This window comes from Flavobacterium aquidurense (assembly GCF_031458035.1).
Classification (GTDB): Bacteria; Bacteroidota; Bacteroidia; order Flavobacteriales; family Flavobacteriaceae; genus Flavobacterium; species Flavobacterium aquidurense_C.
Window position 1 is genome coordinate 100845 of the sequence record NZ_JAVDXR010000013.1, and the last position, 24305, is coordinate 125149.

14 protein-coding genes are annotated in these 24305 nt (G+C 34.7%); 8 read left to right on the forward strand and 6 right to left on the reverse strand.

All coding sequences use genetic code 11. The features are described 5' to 3' along the window. Positions 1-167: 167 nt before the first annotated feature. The 4 genes from tamL to J2X17_RS17735 all read right to left on the reverse strand — a co-directional run bounded on the left by tamL (position 168) and on the right by J2X17_RS17735 (position 9271). Positions 168-2486: a translocation and assembly module lipoprotein TamL gene (gene tamL, locus J2X17_RS17720; protein ID WP_310301042.1), complete on the reverse strand. Its 2319-nt coding sequence runs from the start codon at positions 2484-2486 to the stop codon at positions 168-170. Next, positions 2470-7560 (reverse strand): translocation/assembly module TamB domain-containing protein, encoded by a 5091-nt coding sequence (locus J2X17_RS17725; protein WP_310301045.1) that lies wholly within the window; start codon positions 7558-7560, stop codon positions 2470-2472. Before J2X17_RS17725 ends, tamL begins: the two co-directional genes overlap by 17 nt. 361 nt (positions 7561-7921) lie before the next feature. Beyond that, positions 7922-8872 (reverse strand): GSCFA domain-containing protein, encoded by a 951-nt coding sequence (locus J2X17_RS17730; protein WP_310301048.1) that lies wholly within the window; start codon positions 8870-8872, stop codon positions 7922-7924. A 21-nt stretch (positions 8873-8893) separates the two neighbouring features. Continuing rightward, the gene (locus J2X17_RS17735) at positions 8894-9271 is read right to left on the reverse strand and encodes a GxxExxY protein (RefSeq protein WP_310301051.1); all 378 of its coding nucleotides are present in this window, start codon (positions 9269-9271) and stop codon (positions 8894-8896) included. Positions 9272-9611: 340 nt separating this feature from the next. On the opposite strand from J2X17_RS17735, the gene J2X17_RS17740 reads away from it, so the two are divergent. After that, entirely contained in the window at positions 9612-11357 is a 1746-nt protein-coding gene (locus tag J2X17_RS17740; RefSeq protein ID WP_310301054.1) for an ABC transporter ATP-binding protein, read from the forward strand. A 250-nt stretch (positions 11358-11607) separates the two neighbouring features. Here J2X17_RS17740 and alaS read toward each other — a convergent pair whose 3' ends face one another. Then, positions 11608-14238, reverse strand: a complete 2631-nt coding sequence (gene alaS / locus J2X17_RS17745) for an alanine--tRNA ligase (RefSeq protein WP_310301057.1) — start codon at positions 14236-14238, stop codon at positions 11608-11610. Positions 14239-14505: 267 nt separating this feature from the next. Between alaS and J2X17_RS17750 the strand changes: the two genes are divergently transcribed. From J2X17_RS17750 to J2X17_RS17780, 7 genes are all read left to right on the forward strand, one after another. Beyond that, positions 14506-15483: a peptidoglycan DD-metalloendopeptidase family protein gene (locus tag J2X17_RS17750; protein ID WP_310301060.1), complete on the forward strand. Its 978-nt coding sequence runs from the start codon at positions 14506-14508 to the stop codon at positions 15481-15483. 47 nt (positions 15484-15530) lie between these two features. Further along, positions 15531-15863, forward strand: coding sequence for a MerR family transcriptional regulator (locus J2X17_RS17755; protein WP_026985753.1), 333 nt, complete (start codon positions 15531-15533; stop codon positions 15861-15863). 43 nt (positions 15864-15906) lie between these two features. Continuing rightward, a complete protein-coding gene (locus tag J2X17_RS17760; protein ID WP_074659903.1) occupies positions 15907-16488 on the forward strand; it encodes a LemA family protein in 582 nt (193 codons plus the stop codon). A gap of 90 nt (positions 16489-16578) precedes the next feature. Further along, the gene (locus J2X17_RS17765; protein ID WP_310301064.1) at positions 16579-17016 is read left to right on the forward strand and encodes a TPM domain-containing protein; all 438 of its coding nucleotides are present in this window, start codon (positions 16579-16581) and stop codon (positions 17014-17016) included. A 3-nt stretch (positions 17017-17019) separates the two neighbouring features. Next, entirely contained in the window at positions 17020-17859 is an 840-nt protein-coding gene (locus J2X17_RS17770) for a TPM domain-containing protein (RefSeq protein WP_310301140.1), read from the forward strand. 81 nt (positions 17860-17940) lie between these two features. Then, the gene (locus tag J2X17_RS17775; protein ID WP_310301067.1) at positions 17941-18354 is read left to right on the forward strand and encodes an RrF2 family transcriptional regulator; all 414 of its coding nucleotides are present in this window, start codon (positions 17941-17943) and stop codon (positions 18352-18354) included. Between the two features lie 248 nt (positions 18355-18602). Then, positions 18603-21152 (forward strand): TonB-dependent receptor, encoded by a 2550-nt coding sequence (locus J2X17_RS17780; RefSeq protein ID WP_310301070.1) that lies wholly within the window; start codon positions 18603-18605, stop codon positions 21150-21152. 219 nt (positions 21153-21371) lie between these two features. On the opposite strand, the gene J2X17_RS17785 is transcribed toward J2X17_RS17780, so the two are convergent. Next, the gene (locus J2X17_RS17785) at positions 21372-24146 is read right to left on the reverse strand and encodes an outer membrane beta-barrel protein (RefSeq protein ID WP_310301072.1); all 2775 of its coding nucleotides are present in this window, start codon (positions 24144-24146) and stop codon (positions 21372-21374) included. Positions 24147-24305 lie beyond the last annotated feature (159 nt).

The window sequence follows — 24305 nt, forward strand, 5'->3', positions numbered from 1 at the left end:
CTTCTTTTTATAAGAAGCATAAAAATTTTCCGCCACGAATTAACTGCAATTAAAATGTTTTTTTCACGCAGATTCCGCAGATTTAGGCAGATTTTATTATAATCTGCTTAGATCTTTTTAATCTGCGTGAAAAACTTAACCCCAACCACTAAATTATACTAAAACTTCTAAAACGGATATCCAATTGCAATATTCAAAATCAGATTATCTTTTCTCCAAGGTCCGCTTCCAAAATCGATATCTTTGATTACCCATCTTTCGCCATCAGGTAAGTATGGCTTTCTTAGCGGAAATGCTAAATCGGTTCTTAAAATAAAGAAAGAAACATCGAAACGCAATCCGACTCCGGCTCCGACTGCAATTTCTTTCATAAAATCTTTAGAAATTTCAGCTCCCGGTTTATTCGGATCTTTATTCATCAGCCAAATATTTCCGGCGTCGACAAATGCAGCACCTTTTACAATACTAAAAAGTTTTGTTCTGTATTCTGTACTGAATTCCAATTTCAAATCTCCTGACTGATCTGGAAGATAATCATTATCAGTCACAGAGTTGAAATAACTTCCCGGCCCAATTGATCTTGCCCTAAAGGCGCGGATACTGTTAGTTCCTCCTACTACAAATTGTTTTGACGTTGGCAATACGTTTGAATTTCCATAAGGAATACCAGCTCCAACAATAATTCTGCTGGCTAATTGACTTTCCCTACCGAGTTTTAAATAATGCCTGAAATCTCCTCGAAACTTTGCATATTGACTAAAAGGAACATCAAAAATACTTTTCTGGTTACCGTCTTTAACATTTGCTCCTGTCAATAAACCTGTAATATTTCCCGCCAGATCTGCTTCTCCGCTAAAATAAAACGTATTTTTTTTACGCTTTTGCATGGTATTCGTGTACGTGTAGGTATACGTTGGACCAAAAATCAATTGTTTTTCGATTATTTTTCCCAGCGCCGGATCAGCTTTAATATCATCCAAATACTCCTGTGTTACGTGATTCGGACTCACATAAGTTACATCCATTAGATTTAATTGATGCTCTTTTCGAATGTTCTCTTTCCACATATAACCAAATGATGTATTAAACGAATTCAAGGCATACAATTGTGTTCTGTTTTGAAATTCATATCGCACAGTTGCTTTTGTTCTCGGCACATATTCGCTCGAGCCTTCAACATGGAAAAACGGCACAATAAATCTTGGCCATGTTAAACTGGTTTCTGTTCCCAATTTATAGATATTCTTTCCGCTATTGGCACCCGAAAGCTGGAAATCGGCTCCGCCAAAAACGGAAACGGTGAGTAATTCAGCTCCCCGAAATAAGTTTCGGTTGTTCCAATTGACATTAATTTCGGTACCGGTATAACTCGCCGAATTGGTCTTCCCCAAAACTTCAACCCTAATAAATTTCTTAGGTAGAAGCGTTAAATAATAATACGAATCTAATGTCTTCGGCAAACTGTCTGAAACTTTAAATTCGTTCTTCACAAAACTGAAAGTTCCGAGATTTACGAACCTATTCAAAGTTAAATTGTGATCTTTTCGATTGTAAAAATCTCCTTTTTTGAAATAAATAGCGCGATCAAAAACCCTTGGTTTAAAAGTATTCGCCGTATCAATAATCGTAAAATCCTTATACTGAACTACATCTTCTTTTGTATATTTTACACTATCCTTTGAAATAGAATAGTTCGGATACACAATGATTTTATTAATCTTATATGCTGTAAGTGCTTTTGGCGGTGCATCGGCTTTGATTACCACTTTAATTTTCACTTCGTGATCGCCTTTACTGCTGTCCACCTGTGCTAAAATATAATCGGGATTAAAGTAATAATATCCTTTTTCTTTCAGTCTCGCGTCGATTCTTTCACGTTCCGCTTTTATGATATCCAGGTCATACGGCTTTCCTACCTTCAACAAACTTCTTCGGCTTGATCTTCCGATTATTCTGGACATGGGTAAAGAATCATCCGGAAAAGTTACACTTTTAATGATGTATTGTTTTTTTGGCACAACGGTATATTCTGCAGTAACTCTTCGGTTTTTGGCTGTAGAATCTGCGCTTACCCTTGTTTTGAAATAGCCCTTATTTTCTGCAAAATTTCGTAAAACTGACGCATTATAGTCTAAATCGACTTTACTGAAAAGTACTGGCGGTTCGCCAACTTTATTGCGCAGCCAATATCGAATTCCCTTTTGCTTTTTAGGTTCTCCGGCAATATTATATATCCATAATTTTGGTCGTAATCCTAAAATCTGCTGGTTTGGTTTTGGGCGAAGCAAATCTTCCAAAGCGTTTTCCAGTTCTTTTCTGTCTTGCTTTTTTATAATACTATCTTTTACGGTCACAGAACCGCCCGTATACAAGGAATCGCCTTCTGGCAGATATTTTGTATTGCTGCATCCAAAAACAAAAAATAAGGATAGCGCAATACAATATCTGATATATTCCGTTTTTATATGGCTACGTTTTTTGTTCATTTCCTTCCAATTGTTTTTTGTCTTTTTCCTTCTCTTCTTTGTCTTTGAGTTTCTTTCTTTCCTTGTGCAGTTTTTCTTCCCTAATCATTTCTTTTTCCGCTTCTGTACGATGAAAAAGTTCCCTGAATTTATTGTAACTCATCGTAATGATAAACGCTACTCCAGTTTCAATTACCTGACCTTCAACTGCTACCTGATATTCATTTTTACGATACGCGCGAACCATATAACGGCCGTCTTTTGTAAGCTGATAATCGAGTGCAACATCGCCGGCAATATTGGTACTTTGCTCATTGGCGCGTTCCTGTCCTTCAACTGCAAAACTGCTTCCAACGGTAACTTTTAATCTGTCGTCCAAAAGTTTTTTAGAAACTCCCACATTCAAATCGGTTCTGTTTTCCATGGTTCCGGTAGTGTAATCTTCCGTAGATTCCAGATCAAATTCCAATTGAACTCCCGAAATCAATTCGCCTGCAAAATCATTCAACTGCTGCGACAGAATTTTGCTCACACTTTGTCTGGCCAGTGATTCGGCACTTGTTCCGCCGCTTTCACTTGCAAACGGATTTTCGCCAATAAACCTGTTCAACAATAAAAGTGCAAAAACCTGTTTGTTTAATTCGGCTGGTTCCTGACGCAATTGTTCCAGTTTTGTTCTTGACATGTCTACCACATTTGACGAAACACCATAATTCCCTTCAGGAAGAATAATATCAAATGTGATTTCAGGTTTCAGCAATTCACCATTCATTTTTAGATGGGTCTGAAACGGAAGCTTTTGTTTGAACGTGTTTTTTTCAGTCTGACTCATATTTCCCAACTGATTCCCTAATAAATCAATTGGTGCAGTATCCACTTTATAAATTGCCGTAATATTTAAACTTGCCATTGTAGGCTCACCATTCCAGATGATATAACTTCCTTTTTGAATATCAAATTTTCTTCGGATCATGTTGAAATTCATCTCGTATGCACCAGATGAAAACTCATATTTACCTGTTAAAGTTGTTTTTCCTGACGGATCAATTCCTCCTGTAAGTTCTGCTTCACCTTTCAAATTCAAATAATCGCCGTTTCCTTTGTCGATTACCAGAGTCAGTTCTGCTTCTTTGTCTATCGAAATGTCCACATTGACGTCCATCCCAATTAATTCGGATTGATTCAGCTTTTTCTGCATTGCAGCGGTTTGTTTGAGGTATAAATTATCCTCATCTACAAACTCCACAATTCCTTCTCTGTCAGCAATTGACGGGTCGGACTGAGGTAAAACAACCGAAAATTTCGTATCGTCCTTAATTTTGATATTTCCACTAACAACAGGATTTTCAAGTGTTCCTTTGACGTTCAGTTTGGTGTCTAAAATTAAATCTCCGTAAAATAAATCGTTGTCTTTTTCCTTCGAATGAATCGCTCTAAAATCGTCAGCAACTACGGTCAGGCCAAAATCAAAATTGGCATAATCGGCTGATTTAATGGTTCCGTTTATGGTCAGTTCATTATCGTTTTCATCATGAAGAGTAAAACTATCAAACGTAATTATATCATTTTGAAGTGTAATTTTTTCATCTTTGGTTTTAAAATACGAATCGAATTTTGTCACTCTGAAACCTGTATCATTAAAATTCAATTCCCCATTTACTTTTGGTGCGCTGGCATTTCCTGTAATTTTAAAATTCCCGGACAAATATCCCGTTCCTTCTTTAATATTATCCATACTGAAACCCTGAATACTTTTAATATTAAGTTTATTCAGGTCTAAATTAAAATCCAGATTCCCATCAGCAATAGCATAAGTTCCTGTTAGGTTTACGTCGTTATCTTCTCCAGTTAATGTAACATTCGCATTCAATAAATTATTGGTTTTATTGTCGACTTTAACTGCAATATCACCAACCGGTTCTCCCTTAAAAGCGAAGTCATCAATTTTTATATCTGATGTAAAAATTGGTTTTGTCATTACATTTTCGACCAAAGCATTTCCGTTGATCAAACCTTGCATTAACAATTTGTCTTTTTTGACCATATTCATAATGGTCTCGATTTTGAAGTTTACAAAATCAACCTGCAGTGGCGCATTGTCTTGCGTTCCCTGTGATTGAATTTTAAGTTCATTTCCGGAATTCGATAAAAAGAACTTATTGACGTAAAGTCGTTTTCCTCCAAATTCAACAGTATTTTCAGGATCGATGCTCCATTTATCGTAATTCAGCACAAAGTTTTCTGCATCAATTTTAAAAATATTTTTCGAGTCTTCGGCTTTGAAATTTCCTGCAATAAAATACTGTTGTTTGTCTTTTGCATCTTTTACTTCCAATGCATAATCCAAAATATTATTTTCGACTTTTCCGGATAAACTGGTGAACGGAATTTTTAAAGAACCGCTTTCAATTGTGGCTACAGAAATGCGATATTCTAAGGCATTTTCTTTGGCTTCAATATTTATTTTTCCGTCGGCGATGGTATTATCAGCATAAACAATTCTCGGAATCGTTCCTTTAATTTCTAAAGAATCGGTAACGTTATTGTATTTTCCTTCGATTTTAAGAGGTTCTAAACCTGTTAATTTCGGAACCAATTTAAAGAGAATCGGGTCGTTGTCAACCGTCAACGTGAAAGCCAATCGCTGTTCATCAGATTCTCCATTTACTTTCGGATTTTTTAAATCTATGTATTTTGACAATGATTTTTTTACTGCCGAAACCAAAGTGGTTAATTTGTATTTTCCGTCGACTTCAGCTTTTAAAAACTGAGACGATATTTTGATATTATTTCGCTTTTCATCTGAAAAAGCGATCACACGAACGGAATCTAAAACGATTGGTTCTTTGTCCTGTAAAACCTGAATGTTAGAAAGGAATACTTTTCCGTTTAAAAAATCCGGATTACTATTGGCGATGTCGGCATCAACATTTCCGCGCAATTTCATTGGTCCGGCGTGAAGATGCAGTTTTTCCAAATCGGCTATGTCCAAATTTAATTTTAATTGAATTGCCGGATATTTATCTTTTGTATTTCCGCTTGCGACTAAATCAAAATTCAAATTCGGGTCTTTCATTCCGGATTTTACTGCGAATGAACCGTTTTCTATATTTCCTTTTAAAGCTAAATCTCTATAGGTATATTTATTAAAAACCGCTTTCTGAACTAAACCGTCAAAATTGGCCTGAGCCGTTTTCGGATCTAAACCTTTACCTTTAACTTTCGCTTTAAGCGTAATTTTTCCAATCGAATCGTTTTTGATTAATCTGCCTAAATCAAAATCTAATAAATAAACGGTTGCGTCGTATTTCTCTCTTTTTTTAACGCGTTGGTCAAATAAAGCATCTACTTTTGCATTTCCGAAACTACTATTTAAAGCCAGATTGGTTTTGAAATTCTGCACCGAACCTTTAAATTTTCCCTGTAAACTCAATTGAGAAGGCAACTGAATGTTTTTCGGAATTGTTCCCGCCGGTACAAATCCATAAATGTCTTTTGAAGTGCTCGAAAGTTTCTTAATATCTAAATCGTAATACGCTTTTTGAGCATCTGGCAATCCTTTAATTTTGCCCGAAAGGGAAACTTTTGTCGTTCCAATTCCGCTCATTTCGAATTGCGGAATAGTCAAATCTTTTACTTTTCCGCTTAAGCGTGTATTCAAATACAAAATCGCGTTTGGATTGCTTTTAAACGGATTCGTTTTTTGTAAATCAGGAGCAAATAATAAAATGTCTTTAAACCCAATTTTCGATTGATTTAAATTCGCATCCAAACTTAGATTGGCAATATCTTTTTTTAAGGCGTCAAGCGAAGGATATGCCACTTTTATTTTATTCTGAAGAAGTGTTTGCGGTGTTCTTAAATATAAATGCTCTAAAGAAGCATTTTTTGGTCCGTAAAAGAAATCGGTTTTTAAAGACTGAATCTGCAAACCGCTTTTATCATTTACGACAACTGACTTTATATTTCCTGAAATCGTGTCATTTCCATAATATAATTTCTCGGCTTTAAAATTGAATTTATCCAAATCCATATGACTGTAATCAATTCCTTTGGAAAGCGGTTTCGATTGCATATCATCAAATTTAAAAGCGATATTTTCCAGATTGACATCGGCCAATTTTACTTTCCATCCCGTTTGTTTGATGGCTGTTGTATCTAAATTCGGCGCCTGAATTTCTTTGTCTTTTGCACCTAATCGCAAGTTTCCTTTTAGATTTTTTAATTCGAAAGTATCAAAGTCCAAAAACTGATTGTTCATATCAATTTTATTGACTGACAAATCCAGATTACCCAGTTTTATACCAGAATCTAATTTAGAATCTTTATTATCGTACGCAATATCAATTTTTGATAAACTGATTTTTCCTAGTTTTAAACTGAAGTCTTTTCTTTTCGAAATTGTATCGACTGTTTTTACAGAAACCTCAGCAATTTTCTCCACAACATCCTGATTCAAAACAACTTTTAATCCGTTCAAATTAATATTCGGAATATCGAAATTCATTTTATCCAAATCGAATTCCTGGAATTTCGTGTCAAAATGCGTTAGTTTTACACGAACATCATTTTTAGAATAATCGTCTTTAAAATTGAATTTGACATTGTCAAGATTTACTTTTACGACCGATATTTCAAAAGGTTTACTATCCGGATCTTCAACTTTTGGTTCTTTCGATTCGAAAGCTTTTATAATATAATCGAAATTGAAAACGCCGTCTTTATTTCTGGAAATATTGGCCGTAGTATTTTCTAAAGAAACAGAGTTGATTTCAAGTTCGCTGCTTACCAATTTAAACAAATCGACATCAACCACTAAACGCTTTCCAGCCAATAAAGTATCTTTCTTTTGATCTTCAAAATAGAAACCTTCCAGCACTACATCTTTTGGGAATTTGATCGAAATATGCTCTAAAGCAACTTTGGTTTTAATCTTTTTATGGAGATATGTTATCGCCTTGTCTTTGGCGAAATTCTGCACCGACGGAACCTGAATTAAAATAATGAGAAGTAATAAAAGTGCAATTATAAATCCCACGCACCAAAGCAGCACACGTAGTGTTTTTTTTAGAAAATGAATTTGATCTTTATTCATACGTCAATAAAACACGATTAGATTAAAGTTGCGTTTTTATAAGGCTGTACTTCTACAGTTTACAAAATTGAAAAATTTAAACCTTAACAATTTACATAATTATGCGCAATTATTCTAAAATTTTACGGACAAATAATCGTTTTCCTACTTTTTCCGGATTTGCCACGAAGGCGCAAAGGCGCAAAGAATCGCTTGCCTAGTGTCTATTTTTTTGAATAGCCGTTGATTTTAACCAACGGAAATATAAATGGACAATATATGGCTTTCGCCAAATTATGCGCTTAGTTTCGGCTAAAGCCAAGCAAAAACACCTTTATAAACCCGTTGGTTAAAACCAACGGCTATTCAATTTATGAGTGAACTAGAATTTAACCTGAGGAAGTTTTTCGCGTAAAGAATTTATTTTCTGCTGGAGATTAGCAAGGAATTTTTGATGTTGTACTGAGTCTTGATTGAAACTTCGATGACGAAGGCTTTTTTGTATTTCTGAAACTTCCTGCATGATCGTAATGCTTTCAGAAGTCATATAATTTTCTACAAATTTCTGCCAGATAAAATCAATCGCCACCTGATTTGGATGGAGCATATCTTCGGCATAAAAACGATAATCACGAAGTTCATCCATCATAATTTCGTAAGACGGAAAGTAATTCATAGTCGAAAGTCGAAAGTCAAAAGTCGAATGCAAACCTGTGAATAAATGCGATTTACTCAATTGATTTTCTGCGAAGCCATCTTTAATGTGGCGTACGGGCGAAATCGTAAAAATGAAGTTTACATTTGGATTTAAAGTCTGAATTAAAGCGATGGTATTTTGAATGCTTTTCTGAATTACATCAACAGGCAATAATTCTTTTGCAAATTGCTTTTGAGGAACTTTATGACAATTGGCAACAATTTCATCGCTTTCCAGATTTCTGTAAATCCAGGAAGTTCCGTACGTAATGATAATGTGTGATGCTTCTTTTAATTGTTTATGAGTTTCTGAAATCGCCTTATTTAAAGTTTCGAGTAATTCCTGTCTGTCTGAGTTACTTAAATCTGAATGCACTTCAAAAGAATGCCAGCGTTCATTATGAAAGAAAATGTCTTTTTCTGTAAACTCTTTTTCGTGAACTGCTCTTTCAATTACTTTTTCAATTGAAACCGGATTGAAGATTATCCCAAACGGATTTGTTTCATTCTGAAATTTAAAATAATCAAATTTCTCTGCCATATTTTCCGCAAAACAAGAACCAAACGAAAGCACTTTCGAATTATAATCGATTGGATTATTGGATTTTAATAGTGGAATTTGGGTTCTGAATTGCATGGCTATAAGTTTTAAACAAAGTTAAAGATTACTGACGACTCTTTTGATACCTAATTTTATAATCGGTACATTAAAATTAATCAGCAATCCTAATTTCATTTTTGTGATTTTAAGATAAGTCAAAACTTGTTTTCCATGAATCTCAATAATTTGCTCAACTGATTTGATTTCTAATATTACTTTATTTTCTACTATCAAATCTGCTCGAAATCCAATATCTAAAGCTATTCCATCCCAAATGACTGGTAGTGGCTTTTGTCTTTCAATATTTAATCCTCGTTTTACTAATTCGTGATATAAAATTGCTTCATAAACTGATTCCAACAATCCTGGTCCAAGTTTTACATGTATTCTGTAGCATACATCAACTACAATAGATGAAATTTCATTTTCTGTCATTATATTTTTTTTACAAAAAAACAGAAAAAACCTACTTTATTTTATGTTTTTTGAAAGTGTTTTTTTTTAAAATTTGGAAAAGAAAAATCACGCAAAGTCGCAGAGTCGCAAAGAGTATTGTGTTTAATCTAAATAAAAACTTTGCGACTCTGCGACTTTGCGTGAAATTCATTAGAGTTAAAGTAGCACAATATACTCTGACCCATTTGCCTAAAATTTATTAAGCTTAAAATCAACGCTAAAAGATAATCAATTATATTAGGTTTTTAATAACATAAATCAACTTATCTAACTAAAACTATTGCTTACTTTTGCATCTCCCATAAATTAAAATTCACTTATGAAATTACTATATTCTTATATAATCAAACATAAAATGCTTCTGTTTTTTGCTTTGATTATGGCCTCTATAAACATTTGTTTCAGTTTATCTGATTCTATTATTACCGGTAAATTAATGCAGGATTGCGGTGTAGGATTACACAAATATGCTGGTAATCCAACTGGTTTTATAAAATCTTTATCGTTCTGGCTTGGGCTTTCACTTGGTGCCGCAATGATTTCCAGAATTACCAAAAACTTTCAGGATTATTTCACCAACGTTGTAATCCAGCGAACTGGCGCACAAATGTATACGGACGGAATCAAGAAATCACTCGATTTGCCTTTTGCCGAATTTGAAGATCAGCGAAGCGGTGAAACTTTGAGTAAACTGACTAAAGTACGTTCTGATTCTGAAAAACTAATTACACTTTCGATTTCTTTGATTTTTCAAACCGTAATCGGATTTGTATTTGTCATCGTTTATGTTGCCCGAATCGATTATCGTATTTCGATTATTTTTTTAATTACGGCTCCAATTATTGCTTTGGTAAGTTCTTATTTAGGAAAAAAGATTAAAGTTGTTTCTAAAAAAATTGTAAATCAAACTAATGCTTTGGCGGGTTCTACAACGGAAAGTTTACGAAACATTGAACTTGTAAAAAGCCTTGGATTAACCTATCAGGAAGAAAAGCGTTTAAACTTAAATACCTTTAAAATTCTACATTTGGAATTGGAGAAAATCCGTTTTATCAGAAGTTTGAGTTTTATTCAGGGAACCACAGTTCATTTTTTACGAACCTGCGTGGTTTTTACTTTGTATTATTTCTTATTCGGAAATAAAATTATTGTGGGAGATTTATTGACCATGGTATTTTTTACTTTTTTCATTTTTGGACCTTTACAGGAATTAGGAAATTTCATTATTGCTTTGAATGAAACTAAAGTTTCAATGGAGAATTTCAAAATATTATTAAGTGCACCAAAAGAGTTTCGTCCAAAAAATCCAAAACATGTTGGCGCTATTCAATCTTTGCTTTTTTCTAATGTAAGTTTCCAACATAAAACGGCTAAATTCAAAGCGGTTGAGAACATTAATTTCGACATTAAACAAGGTGAAACCGTTGCTTTTGTCGGACCATCAGGTTCTGGAAAAACGACTTTAGTGAAATTGTTAGTTGGATTATACACGCCGGCTGAAGGTCAGGTTTTATATAACGATATTGACTCTACAGAAATTGATTTATTGGATTTAAGAAAACAATTAGGTTTTGTAACTCAGGATGCTCAATTATTCTCCGGAACAATCCGTGAAAATTTATTGTTTGTAAAACCAAACGCAACTGATGAAGAGGTTTACGATGCCTTAAAAAGAGCAAGCTGCGAAAAATTATTAAAACGTGCCGAAGATGGTTTAAACACCACGATTGGTGAAGGAGGAATTAAAGTTTCGGGTGGTGAAAAACAACGTTTATCAATCGCCAGAGCTATTTTAAGAAACCCGAATTTATTGATTTTTGATGAAGCAACTTCTGCATTAGATTCTATTACGGAAGAAGAAATTAACGCAACGATCAGAAACATTTCAGACAAAAACAGAATCACGGTTTTAATTGCGCACCGCTTATCAACAGTAATGCATGCTGATAAGATATTTGTACTAGAACAAGGTAAAATCATCGAGCAAGGTAAACATGAAGAATTAATCGTTGAGAGAGGTTTGTATTACGCTATGTGGCGTCAACAGATCGGGGAACGTAAATAAAGGTTCTGAGAAGCTAAGGAACTAAGGTTCTAAGTTTTTATTAGGATAACGTACTATTTGTCATTTCGACGAAGGAGAAAAGATTGGATTCTCGTTGCGGAGTTATTTGCGAGGATTTCTCCTTCGTCGAAATGACATAAAATAAAAAAATATAAATACAAAAACCCCTTTCATCTTAAATGAAAGGGGTTTTCTTTTATTATAAAAGGTGTGAAACCTTAGAGTCTTAGTTCCTTAGCTTCTCAGAACCTTATTTAACAAAATCTACAGCCTTAGCCAAAGCCTCTGCGATTCCGTCAACATTTTTACCTCCTGCAGTTGCGAAGAAAGGTTGCCCTCCTCCTCCACCCTGGATGTATTTTCCTAATTCGCGAACAACTTGTCCGGCGTTTAAGTTTTTCTCCGCTACTAATTCTTTCGAGATATAGCACGTCAACATTGGTTTTCCTTCTTCAGCTGTTGCTAATACTAAAAATAAGTTTTTAGATGAGCTTCCTAATTCGTACGCTAAGTCTTTTGCTCCTTCCGGATTCAAATCAACTTGTTTTGCTAAGAATTGGATTCCGTTGATTTCTTGTAATTCTTTAGCTAAATCATCTTTCATATTTTTAGCCTTATCTTTTAATAAAGCCTCCAATTGCTTTTTCAGTTTAGCGTTTTCATCCTGCAATGAAATAACCGCTTTTATAGGATCTTGTGCATTTTTCAATACACCATTGATTTCTTTTAATTTATCCGCCTGACTTGCAAAATATTCTTTTACAGCATCAGCTGTAATTGCTTCGATACGGCGAATTCCAGACGCTACTGCACCTTCGCTTACAATTTTGAAATACCAGATATCAGCAGTGTTATTTACGTGAATACCTCCACATAATTCCATGCTGTCTCCAAATTTAATCGCACGAACATTATCTCCGTATTTCTCTCCAAACAATGCCATTGCACCTTCTTCAACTGCTTGTTTAAAAGGAACATTTCTTCTTTCAATCAATGGTAATTGCTCCTGAATTCTCGCATTTACGAAATCTTCAACTTGCTGCAATTCTTCGTCCGTTACTTTTGAGAAATGTGAAAAGTCAAAACGTAAGTTCTTTTGGTTTACCAAAGATCCTTTTTGCTCTACGTGCGTCCCTAAAATATGACGTAATGCCTGGTGCATTAAGTGCGTTGCAGAGTGGTTTGAAGCCGAACTTTTACGAATCGTTTTGTCTACAACAGCCCTGAACGTTTCAGATAAATTATTTGGTAAATCTTTCGCAAAATGAATGATTACGTTATTCTCTTTCTTAGTATCAAAAATATAGATTACATCTCCGTTTGAAGCTTCGAAATATCCTTTATCTCCTACTTGCCCTCCTCCTTCCGGATAAAAAGGTGTCATGTTGAATACAATTTGGAATACTTCGCCATCTTTAGCGCTTTCAACTTTACGGTAACGTGTAATTTTTACCTTCGCTTCAGTGTGGTCGTAACCAATGAATTCTTCATCTTCATCATCAATCAAAATTTGCCAGTCTCCCGCTTTCACTTTTGAAGCAGCACGAGAACGCTCTTTTTGTTTTTGTAATTCCGATTCGAAACCTGCTTCGTCTAACTGCAATCCTTTTTCTGAAAGAATCAAAGCCGTTAAGTCGATTGGGAAACCGTAAGTATCAAACAATTCAAATGCTTTTTTACCAGAAATGGTTGTTTCTGCAGAATTTGAAATGATGTTTTCCAACAAAATCAAACCTTGGTCTAATGTTCTCAAAAATGAATTTTCTTCTTCTTTAATTACGTTAGCACAAAGTGATTTTTGTGTCCTGATTTCCGGGAAAGAACCTCCCATTTGCGTGCTTAAAACTTCAACCAATTTATAAATAAATGGCTCTTTTGTATCCAGGAAAGTAAAACCGTAACGAATTGCACGACGTAGAATTCTACGAATTACATATCCTGCTCCTGTGTTAGAAGGCAACTGACCATCGGCAATAGCAAAAGCTACGGCACGAACGTGATCTGCAATAACACGAATGGCAATATTAACTTTTTCTTCCGCTTCGTTAGAAGCTTTAATTGTATATTTTGTTCCTGTAATAGATTCGATTTCTTTGATAAGCGGTGTGAAAACATCCGTATCATAGTTGGATTGTACGTTTTGTAAAACCATACACAAACGCTCAAATCCCATTCCGGTATCAACGTGCTGAGCAGGTAATTTTTCTAAAGATCCATCCGCTTTACGATTGAATTCCATGAATACATTATTCCAGATTTCAACAACGTGCGGGTGATCATTATTTACTAAATCTTTTCCTGGCGTAACTGCTTTTTCTTCAGCAGAACGAATATCAACGTGAATTTCAGAACAAGGTCCGCATGGTCCCTGATCTCCCATTTCCCAGAAATTATCCTTTTTATTTCCAAGTAAAATTCTGTCTTCCGCAATTAAAGTTTTCCAAATATCGTAAGCTTCCTGATCAAAAGGAACGTTTTCTTCTTCGCTTCCTTCAAAAACAGTTACGTACAAAATATCTTTATCAATTTTGTAAACTTCTGTCAATAATTCCCAAGCCCAATTGATTGCTTCTTTTTTGAAATAATCACCAAAAGACCAGTTTCCTAACATCTCAAACATAGTGTGGTGGTAGGTATCAATACCTACTTCCTCAAGATCGTTATGTTTTCCTGAAACACGAAGACATTTTTGCGTATCGGCTATTCTTGGACTTTTTGGAGTTCCGTTTCCTAAAAAATATTCTTTAAACTGGGCCATTCCCGAGTTGTTAAACATTAAGGTTGGATCGTCTTTAATTACAATAGGAGCTGAAGGAACAATGGTGTGTCCTTTGCTCTCGAAAAAGTCTAAAAATTGTTTACGTACGTCTTGTGATTTCATATTTTTATTAATGTGCCAATTTGATAATGTGACAATTAGATAATTTGATAATGTGGTAATTTGATAATGTGACAATTAAATAATTTCAAACTAAAAGTCATAGCTCAAAACAATAAATTACCTATTTTTTACATTATCTAATTATCTAATTGACTCAATTATCTAATTACTTTTTAACTTGAAAAAAAGAGGCGAACAACTGAAACATTTACTAAATTTGTTCGACTAACTTATTTTACAAGCTGCAAAAATAGGGTATTTTAAAATATGGCGAAAGTAAAATATTATTACGACTCAGAAAATCTGGCTTATACAAAAATTAAAACCAGAAAAAGGGCTAAAATTGGTTACGCTCTACTGTTTTTATTAGCCTCAGCGTTGTTTGGTTTTTTAGTTTTTGTTCTTTTAATCAATACTCCTTATTTCGAAACTCCGAAAGATCGCTTACAGGCACGTGAAATTGACAATTTGAAATTGCAATACGCTATTTTGAATAAAAAAATGGACGAAATTGATGATGTAACTGAAGCCCTTGAAAATAGAGACAATAATATTTACAGAGTATATTTTAATAAAACGGAAATTCCGGATTCTATTCGAAAAGCAGGATTTCATGATCCTAAAAGATATAAAGATTTAGAAGGGTATAACAATTCGCAATTGGTTTTAAATACTACAAAGCGAATTGATAAACTTTCGAAAGAACTGGCGATTCAGTCAAAATCATTGGATGAAATTTTGAAATTAGCGAGTACAAAAGGGAATTTATTATTGGCTATTCCGGCAATTCAGCCCGTTCAAAATGAGAATTTAAAACGAATAGCTTCGGGTTTTGGATATAGAATTGATCCTTTCACCAAAGTGCGAAAAATGCACAACGGGATGGATTTTACTGCCAACACAGGCTCTCCGGTTTATGCAACGGGAGATGGCGTTGTGGCAAGAGCAGATAATTCGGCTTCCGGATTTGGAAATCATGTTGTCATCAGGCATGGTTTTGGGTACGAAAGTTTGTATGCACATCTGAGCAGATACAATTGCAGGGTTGGAAAACGTGTGAAACGAGGCGATGTTATTGGATATGTAGGAAGTACAGGAAGATCTGAAGGCCCGCATTGCCACTACGAAGTTCATAAAGATGGAAAAGTCGTTAATCCGCTGAACTTTTATTACGGAAATATTTCGGCTGTAGAATATGTGGCAATTTCACAAATGGCGAATCAGGAAAATCAGTCATTAGATTAATACTTTAAAAAGTGTTATTTTTGGATTAAAATAGAAAATTACAAAACATGCATATTGAGCTTTCAAAAGATAAAAGATATTACAGCATTGGCGAAGTAGCCAAAGCTTTTAATGTCAATGCATCACTGATTCGGTTTTGGGATAGTGAATTTGATATTTTGAAACCTAAAAAGAATGCCAAAGGCAACAGAATGTTTACGCCGGAAGATATTACAAACCTGCAGTTGATCTATCATTTGGTTAAAGAAAGAGGTTTTACGTTGGAAGGTGCCAAAACACATTTGAAAGAAGGACAAAAGAAAACACTTGATAAATTCGAAATAATACGTAAATTAGAGACCATAAAAACACAATTAAACGAAATAAAGAACGAATTATAGTATATTTATTAAAAATTAGAAATAAATTTAAATCAAAACAGATATGAAAAAATGGTTAATCCCCGTAGGAATTATTGTAGTACTAATTGCTATTATTGCTTTTTGGTCAATCGGAATCAAAAATACTGGTTTGCAAAAAAATCAGGCAGTTAATAAAGAATGGGGAAATGTGAGTACGACTTACCAAAGAAGAAATGATCTTATCGGGAATTTAGTTAACACAGTAAAAGGTGCAGCAGATTTTGAAAAATCAACTTTGACTGCTGTAATCGAAGCCAGAGCAAAAGCTACTTCGGTAACCATTGATCCAAGCAACGTAACTCCTGAGCAATTGGCACAATACAACCAGGCACAAAGCGGAGTATCTTCCTCTTTATCAAGATTATTGGTTTCTGTTGAACAATATCCAACATTAAAAGCAAATGAAAATTTCCTGAAATTACAGGATGAATTGGCTAGTACAGAAAATCAAATTTTAACGGCCAGAACCCGTTTTAACGAAGCTGTACAGGATTATAATGGTTACGTTCTTGCAATTCCAAACAGCTGGTTCTTAAGCTATAAAGAAAAACCATATTTTGAAGCTGTTGCAGGTGCTGATAAGCCGGTTGAAGTAAAATTCTAAATTTAGATCTTTGGATTATTAGACTTCTTAGAATCTAAGTTTTAGTCTAAAAATCGAACATCTAACTATCTAATATCTAAAATAACTCCAATGTCACAAGTAGAAGATTTTTTATCCAAAGAAGATGAGCAAGCAATTGTTGAAGCCATTCGCGTGGCCGAAAAAAATACTTCTGGCGAAATTAGAGTACATATAGAACAAACAACTTCTAAAGTTCCTTTTGACAGGGCTTTAGAAGTTTTTTATGATTTAAAAATGAATGAAACCCAACAACAAAATGGGGTTTTATTCTATTTTGCCGTAGCGGATAAAAGTTTCGCCATTTGCGGAGATAAAGGCATAAATGATGTTGTTGCTCCAGATTTCTGGAATACTACTAAAGATATCATGACAGTTCAATTTAAATTTGGAAATTTTAAGCAAGGAATTGTTGATGGTATTTTAAGTGCCGGTGAACAATTGAAAAAACACTTTCCGTGGTCAGAAGATGACACAAACGAATTATCTAACGAAATCTCAAAAGGATAAATGATGAAAAATTCCAACAATAAAATCCCAAATTCCAACGGAATTTTTCCATTTACTTTTTTGCTTATCGCATTTTTTATCTGCAATAATATTTTTGCACAATTTACAATTCCTAAAATTCCTGAAAAACAGACTTCGGTTTATGACTATGCAAATATTTTAAGTGCCACAGAGAAAGCGCAATTAGAAGAAAAACTAATTCATTATGCTGATTCTACCACAACTCAGATTGTAGTGATTACGATTGAAAGCCTGGAAGGCGAAGATGTAAGTCAATTAGCTACGAAATGGGGGCAAACCTGGGGAATTGGAGGAACTGCAAAAGACGATAATGGTGTTATTATTCTATTGGCTAAGAACGAAAAGAAAATCGCAATCAATCCTGGTTACGGTGTAGAAGATCGTTTGACGGCGGGAATTGGCGGAACCATAATCCGAAATATTATTATTCCTGAGTTTAAGGCGGGAAGTTTTTATAACGGTCTTGATAAAGGAACTGATGCTATAATTGATGTTTTTAAAGGAAAATTCAAAGGCGAAAGAAAACAAAGCAAAGGAGGAAAAAGCTTTCCGATATTCCCTTTCATTGTAATTGTTGTAATTGTATTAATTTTACTGTCACGAAATAAAAGAGGCGGTGGAGGAAATTCCGGCAATAGTGGCGGAGGCCCAAGCCTAATGGACGTAATTCTGTTAAGTAGTCTTGGCAGAAGCGGCGGCGGAGGATTTGGCGGCTTCGGCGGAGGATCATCAGGAGGTGGTTTTGGCGGAGGCGGCGGTGGCTTCGGTGGCGGATTTGGCGGAGGCGGATTCTCAGGCGGAGGTTCTAGCGGAGGCTGGTAGAGATTTTGTTTCAGGTTTTATTTGTTTCAGGTTTCAAGTTAAATTCATAATTCACAATTTATAATTCATAATTAAATATAGATGTTATCACATAAAGCAAAATACGCCCTTAAAGCCTTACTATATTTAGCAGAACAAGACGAAAATCACATTTCTAAAACGATAGAAATTGCTGATGGTGCCAATATTCCAAAAAAGTTTTTAGAGCAAATTTTATTAGATCTAAAACGAGGCCGTTTTGTGAGCAGTAAGCAGGGAAAATTTGGCGGTTATTATCTGATAAAATCCAAAAATGAAATTACTTTGGCTGAAATTCACCGTTTATTTGATGGTGCAATTGCGCTTTTACCTTGTGCATCTTTAAACTTTTATGAGCCCTGCTCCGATTGTAAAACTGAGTCTGAATGCAGTCTGCGTCACGGTTTAATGCTAATCAGAGACAAAACTTTGAAGGCTATGGAAGGTATTACAATCGCCTCATTAGTAAAGAAATAAAAAAATATTCCCTAAACTCTATCGGTTTAATAGAATTTGTATATATTTGCCAAAAATATTTAACAAATCATTTAGAAAATTAAACCATGAAAGTACATTTTAGACCATCAGGTGTATCCAAAAATCTTTTGCAAAGAAATTTAAGAAGTCAATTCACAACCGTGAAAAACAATTCACTTATCATGTGCATGTGTTGGTAAAAAAAAATTTATTTTAAATTCTACTAATCACATATACTTAATATAAAAATGAAAAAAATATACAAAATATCACTTACAAGTATCTTTATACTATTAGCCTTTACAACATCATACGCACAAAAAATTGAAGGTGTCGTAACAACATCAGAAAAAAATCCATTAGAAGCAGTTAACATTGTAATAAAAGGAACTACTTCTAATACAACTACCGATTCAAACGGAAAATTCTCAATAGACTCAAGAGGAAAACTTCCAATCACTATTTTAGTTCAATATGTTGGCTTCAAAACTACCGAAATTGAACTTGATGCCATACCAACGACTCCATTACAAGTAACATTAAAAGAAGAAAATGAATTAATAGAAGTTGTAGTTTCTTCAAGACGTCGTATCGAAAAAGTGCAGGATGTGCCAATTGCAATTTCTGTAATAACAGGAAAACAAGCAGAACAAACGGGAGCTTTTAACGTGAACCGTATTAAAGAGCTAGTTCCGTCTGTACAGCTTTATTCTTCGAATCCTAGAAATACCGGAATTAACATTCGTAGTCTAGGTTCGCCATTCGGACTAACAAATGACGGTATCGATCCGGGTGTTGGTTTCTATGTTGATGGTGTATATTATGCTCGTCCGGCTGCTACAACACTTGATTTTATTGATGTGGAGCAAATCGAGGTTTTACGTGGACCACAGGGATCATTGTTTGGAAAAAACACAACATCAGGAGCTTTTAACATCACTACTCGTAAACCAAGTTTTACAACAGGAGCTGATTTTGAAGTAAGTTACGGAAATTATGCATTCTTACAGGCTAAAGCTTCTGTAACAGGTGCATTAGGCAAAAAAGTAGCAGGTCGTATCTCTTTTTCAGGTACACAACGTGATGGTTTAGTTGACAATATTGTTACAGGCAGAGCCACTAATACTTTAAACAATCAGGGAATTAGAGGTCAATTACTTTGGACTCCAACAGTAAATACAAATGTTATTTTAGCAGCAGATATTACCACACAGCGTCCTGACGGATATGCTCAGGTAGTGGCAGGTGTTGCTCCAACTCAAAGAGCTGCATACCGTCAGTTTGATGCAATTATTAAAGATTTGAAATATCAATTACCAAGTTTAAATGCTTTTGATCGTAAAATAGATCAGGATACTCCTTGGCGTTCAGGACAAGACATGGGAGGTGTTTCGCTTAACATTGACACCAAAATTGGTGGCGGAACACTTACATCGACAACTGCCTGGAGATTCTGGAATTGGGATCCATCAAATGACAGGGATTTTACAGGATTACAAGTATTAGCTAAATCACAAAACCCTACAAGACAAACGCAAATCACGCAAGAAGTTCGTTATGCAGGACAATTAACATCAAAAATAAGTGGTGTTGCAGGTGTATTCTTCATCGATCAAACTTCTCAAACAGATGGAACTGAAGAGTCTGGAAATGCACAATGGAGATTTGCTCAAAGTTCAACTAGTCCATTATGGAAAACTCCAGGCCTTTTTGAAGGATACGGAATCAAAACAGATGCAAACATCAGAGCATCGAGTGCGGCAGTATTTGGTCAATTAGACTGGGCTATTACAGAGCGTTTCCACGTTCTACCAGGTTTAAGATATAATTTTGATAAAAAAGACGCGCATTATGCTCGTACAACATACGGAGGTTTGCAAACAAATGATCCTGCATTAATTGCTTTGAAAAAATCAGTTTACTCAGATCAGGCATTTGATTCTAATACCGACAATACTGACTTTTCAGGTAATTTAACTTTGACTTATAAAGCATCTGACAAAATTAATGCTTACGCAACTTATGCAAAAAGCTACAAACCAGTTGGTGTGAATGTTGCGGGACTTCCAACCGATTCAAAAGGACAACCATTACTTGATCTGGCGGTTATCAAACCTGAAAAAGTAAATCATTATGAAGTTGGAGTTAAAACTTCTCCTTTCAGAAATTCAATATTCAACTTGGCCTTATTTAACACAGAAATTAAAGATTTCCAAACCAACGTTCAGGCAGCTGAATTAGGAGTAAACCGCGGTTATCTTGCCAACGCAGATAAAGTACGTGTAAGAGGTGCTGAGTTAGATGCTAGTTTTGTAGTAAATCCACATTTAACGATTAATGGAGCTGCAACTTATACCGAAGGTACTTATGTTAAGTTTACGAATGCACCGCTTCCATTAGAAGAAACTGGAGCTCCTGTAGCCTTTAAAGATGTTTCGGGAAGTGATTTACCTGGCGCATCAAGATGGGCAGGATCTTTAGGAGGTGAGCTTTCTGACAATGCCAGATTCTTTGGAAATGCAGGTAAAGTTTTCGTAGCGATTGATTCTTATGCACGTTCTGAATTCTCTTCAAGTCCTTCTGCTTCAAAATATTTAGTAGTTCCCGGATATGCGATTTTTAACGCTCGTTTAGGTTTCCGTGCTGCTGAAGGATTATCGATTCACTTCTGGGGACGTAACCTTTTAAACAAGGATTATTATGAGCAATTATTACCTGCCGGTGGAAACGCAGGACAATATGCAGCTGTATTAGGTGATCAAAGAACTTATGGAGTTACATTGAAATATTCATTATAACAAATTAATTGAATTCTAAATATCCAAAACGGGGCAAGTTTAAACTTGCCCCGTTTTTTTATAATCACAAAAAGGTACCAATTTTATACTTTCGTAAATACATTTCTGAATTTTGAATTGGGAGTTGTGAAAAATAAAAATTCCAAAATAAAAAAATTCCAAATTCCAAATTTAAAGCTTGAAATTTGGAATTTTTTAGATTGGAATTTTATAAAAAACCTATTCTTCTCTTTCCTGACGTTCTCCTCCTCCGCCTTTTCTCTTTTGCCCTTCTTTTCCAGAGAAATTTCCAATTTTATAAGCCAAAGAAAACATTACATATCTTTTAAGAACGGTATTTTCTTCATCACGAATAGAAGTTGCTGAAATGGTTCTGGTAGCGCTCTGATTCTGATTTAGAATATCGTATACTTTTACTTTTGCATAGATTTTTTTGTCGAAAAAACCGTAGGATAAACTTGTATTCCACAAAAAGAAATCTTTTTTGAAATCGCCTGAAATATTAGAATTATAAGTGTATCCAAAGTCATTTCCGAAAATTAAATTTGTCGGCCAATACGTAGTGGTTTGCAAATTAACTTTATGCAGCACATTTGAACTGGCATCTCTATTATAATTCTCGTATTTTGTTTCATTGTATGACAAACTATAAGATGGCGAAATGACAAGTACTTCTCCGTACTCATAACTCAAATATACCTTTGGTGTTACAGCCGTAGATTTTGCGTTGTACATCACCGCATTGGTAAAGCCTTTATCAAAAGAATAGGTTCCGTTTAAAGCCAAACCGTATCTAAAAACATTTGCATCTTTTTTGATTGACTGATTCCAACGGGCATCAGCCGCAACTACATAAGTCCCCGATGTATTGATATAAGAAGTTGTTCTTTTACCACTGTCATCATAAAAAGATGTCGCAAAAATATCATTATTGAAATAATCACCTCTCACATTAAAACTATATCCGGAACGAGTTCTGAAATCAAAATTTCTATAATTGAAACTCAACGTATTTTTCTCAATTGGATTTAAATTCGGGTTTCCGATAATCGTATTTAATGGATTACTTAAATTTGCAACTGGCAGTAAATAATTGGAAGCCGGCAGCGTGTTGGAGTAATCGTATTTTAAAGTCAGGTTTTTTGACCGGCTGAATCGATATCTAAATTGAGCAGTCGCAAAAGGCAAAGCATATTTCTTATTTAATTCAGTCTCTTTACCCAGATACAATGCGTAATTATCATAATCGACAATAGACGTTTTCGAATCCAGATTTATGGTGTATTTACTTTTTTGCAACGTAATTCCAACCTTCGGGCTAACTGAATTTTGTCTGGAAGTTGTATAAGTTGTTAATGATTGATTCAGATCCGTGTAGGCTTGTGTCGCAGCATCAAAATCAAAGGTTTTTTGATCTTTTACTTCATTTCGCCAATCAAAATCAGAACCAAATCGTACTCGCAATGAATCTGTAATAGGTTCTGTATATTCAATATCTGCCGAATAATAATCACTTGAATTTTCGTTTTTGGTATCCTGATCTCTCAAATCATTCGGTTTATCACCCTGATAAAAAATAGTTTCCGATTTATTCAATCCGTCCGAAATTGTATTTGTATTGTTATTATCAAAAACAAAACTCAGGTTACGCGATTTCTTTTCGAACGCCTTATTAAAATTGATGGTATTCGCAAAATTCGTATTGGTGTTTTCTCTATACGATTTGGCCGTACTTTCGTTCATGGCCTGACCGTTTTCATCATCTGAAGAAGAAGAAGAAAAAGAATCGCTATTTGATCTTGCCTGATTCAGTTTTGGAGAAACAACAAGTCTGGTAGTTGGATTAATTTTATATTCCAATTCGAAATTTGCTTTGTTCTCTGTATTTTCATTTCTGGTTTTAGCATCTGATTCCGTTAGGATATTTCCCGTTGGCAAAAAACTAAGCTGATTTGCCTTACTTTCATTTTTATTGATCGTATTCGCAAAATTATAACTTGCCGTTGCAGCTAGTTCTTTAGACCAGTCATCAGTATAATTAACACCGAACAAATTAGATTGTGTAATTCCTTTTCCGCCTCCGGTAGAACCTGTATTTCTTCCGCTGTTATTTCTTCCACCGCCCATATTATCAAACACCTCATCCTGAGCAAAACCAGTTGAATTGATATTATTTGAAGATCCTAAAACACTTATTTTTCGTTTATTATTGAAGAAATTCAGCAAAAGACTGCTTTCATAACGTTCATCAGAACCATAACCGGCGAGCATTTTTCCGAAGTACCCTTTATTTTTCTTCTCGTCAACCGTTAAGTTAATCGACGAATAATCTGAGGTAGATTCCTGTTTCGCAAGTTCCTCTTTTTTTGATTTGAAATCTGAAACCTGAACCTTTTTTACAATTTCAGCAGGCAAATTTTTTAAAAGTAACGCCCCGTCTTTATCAAAAAAGGCCTTCCCGTTAACCAAGAACTGTGTCACCTCTCGCCCATTCACTGTTACTTTTCCGTCGTTATCAACATCAACTCCGGGCAATTGTTTTAATAAAGTTTCAACATTAGAATCCGGGCGCACTTTGTACGAAGCCGCATTAAATTCTAACGTATCTTTTTTCATTGTAATGGGCGGAGCCTCCGTTTTAATTACCACATTATCCAATGCATTTACATTTTCCAGCAGGTATAATTTACCAAAATCCTTGCTCTCCGAAAGTCCTTTTTGCTCCTCAACAAAAGTCTGATATCCAATATAATTTATTTTTAATAAAACAGGTTTGTCTATTTTTTTAGTGTTGATTCTAAAAACTCCGTTTTTGTCTGTCGTAGCATATTCGATTATAGTAGAATCTTTTACTGTAGTAAAGTAAACAGTGGCAAGCTCCAAAGGCTGTTGCGTGTTAATGTCCAGGACAGTTCCTTTGATCGTAATATCATTCTGTGCACTGGCAGTGTAGCAAAAAATGAATAAAAGTAAAAATGAATAAAACTTGGTCATAAAATTGGTTGGTTAGAACTGTAAGACTGCAAAAGACTTAAAAGGTTTAGTTGTAGTTTCTACATTTATCTAAATAATTTACCAATTCCATGAAAATAAGGTTTTCAAAATTAAAACTTAGACCTAAAAACCTTTGATGGGTTATTAAGAATTATCTCT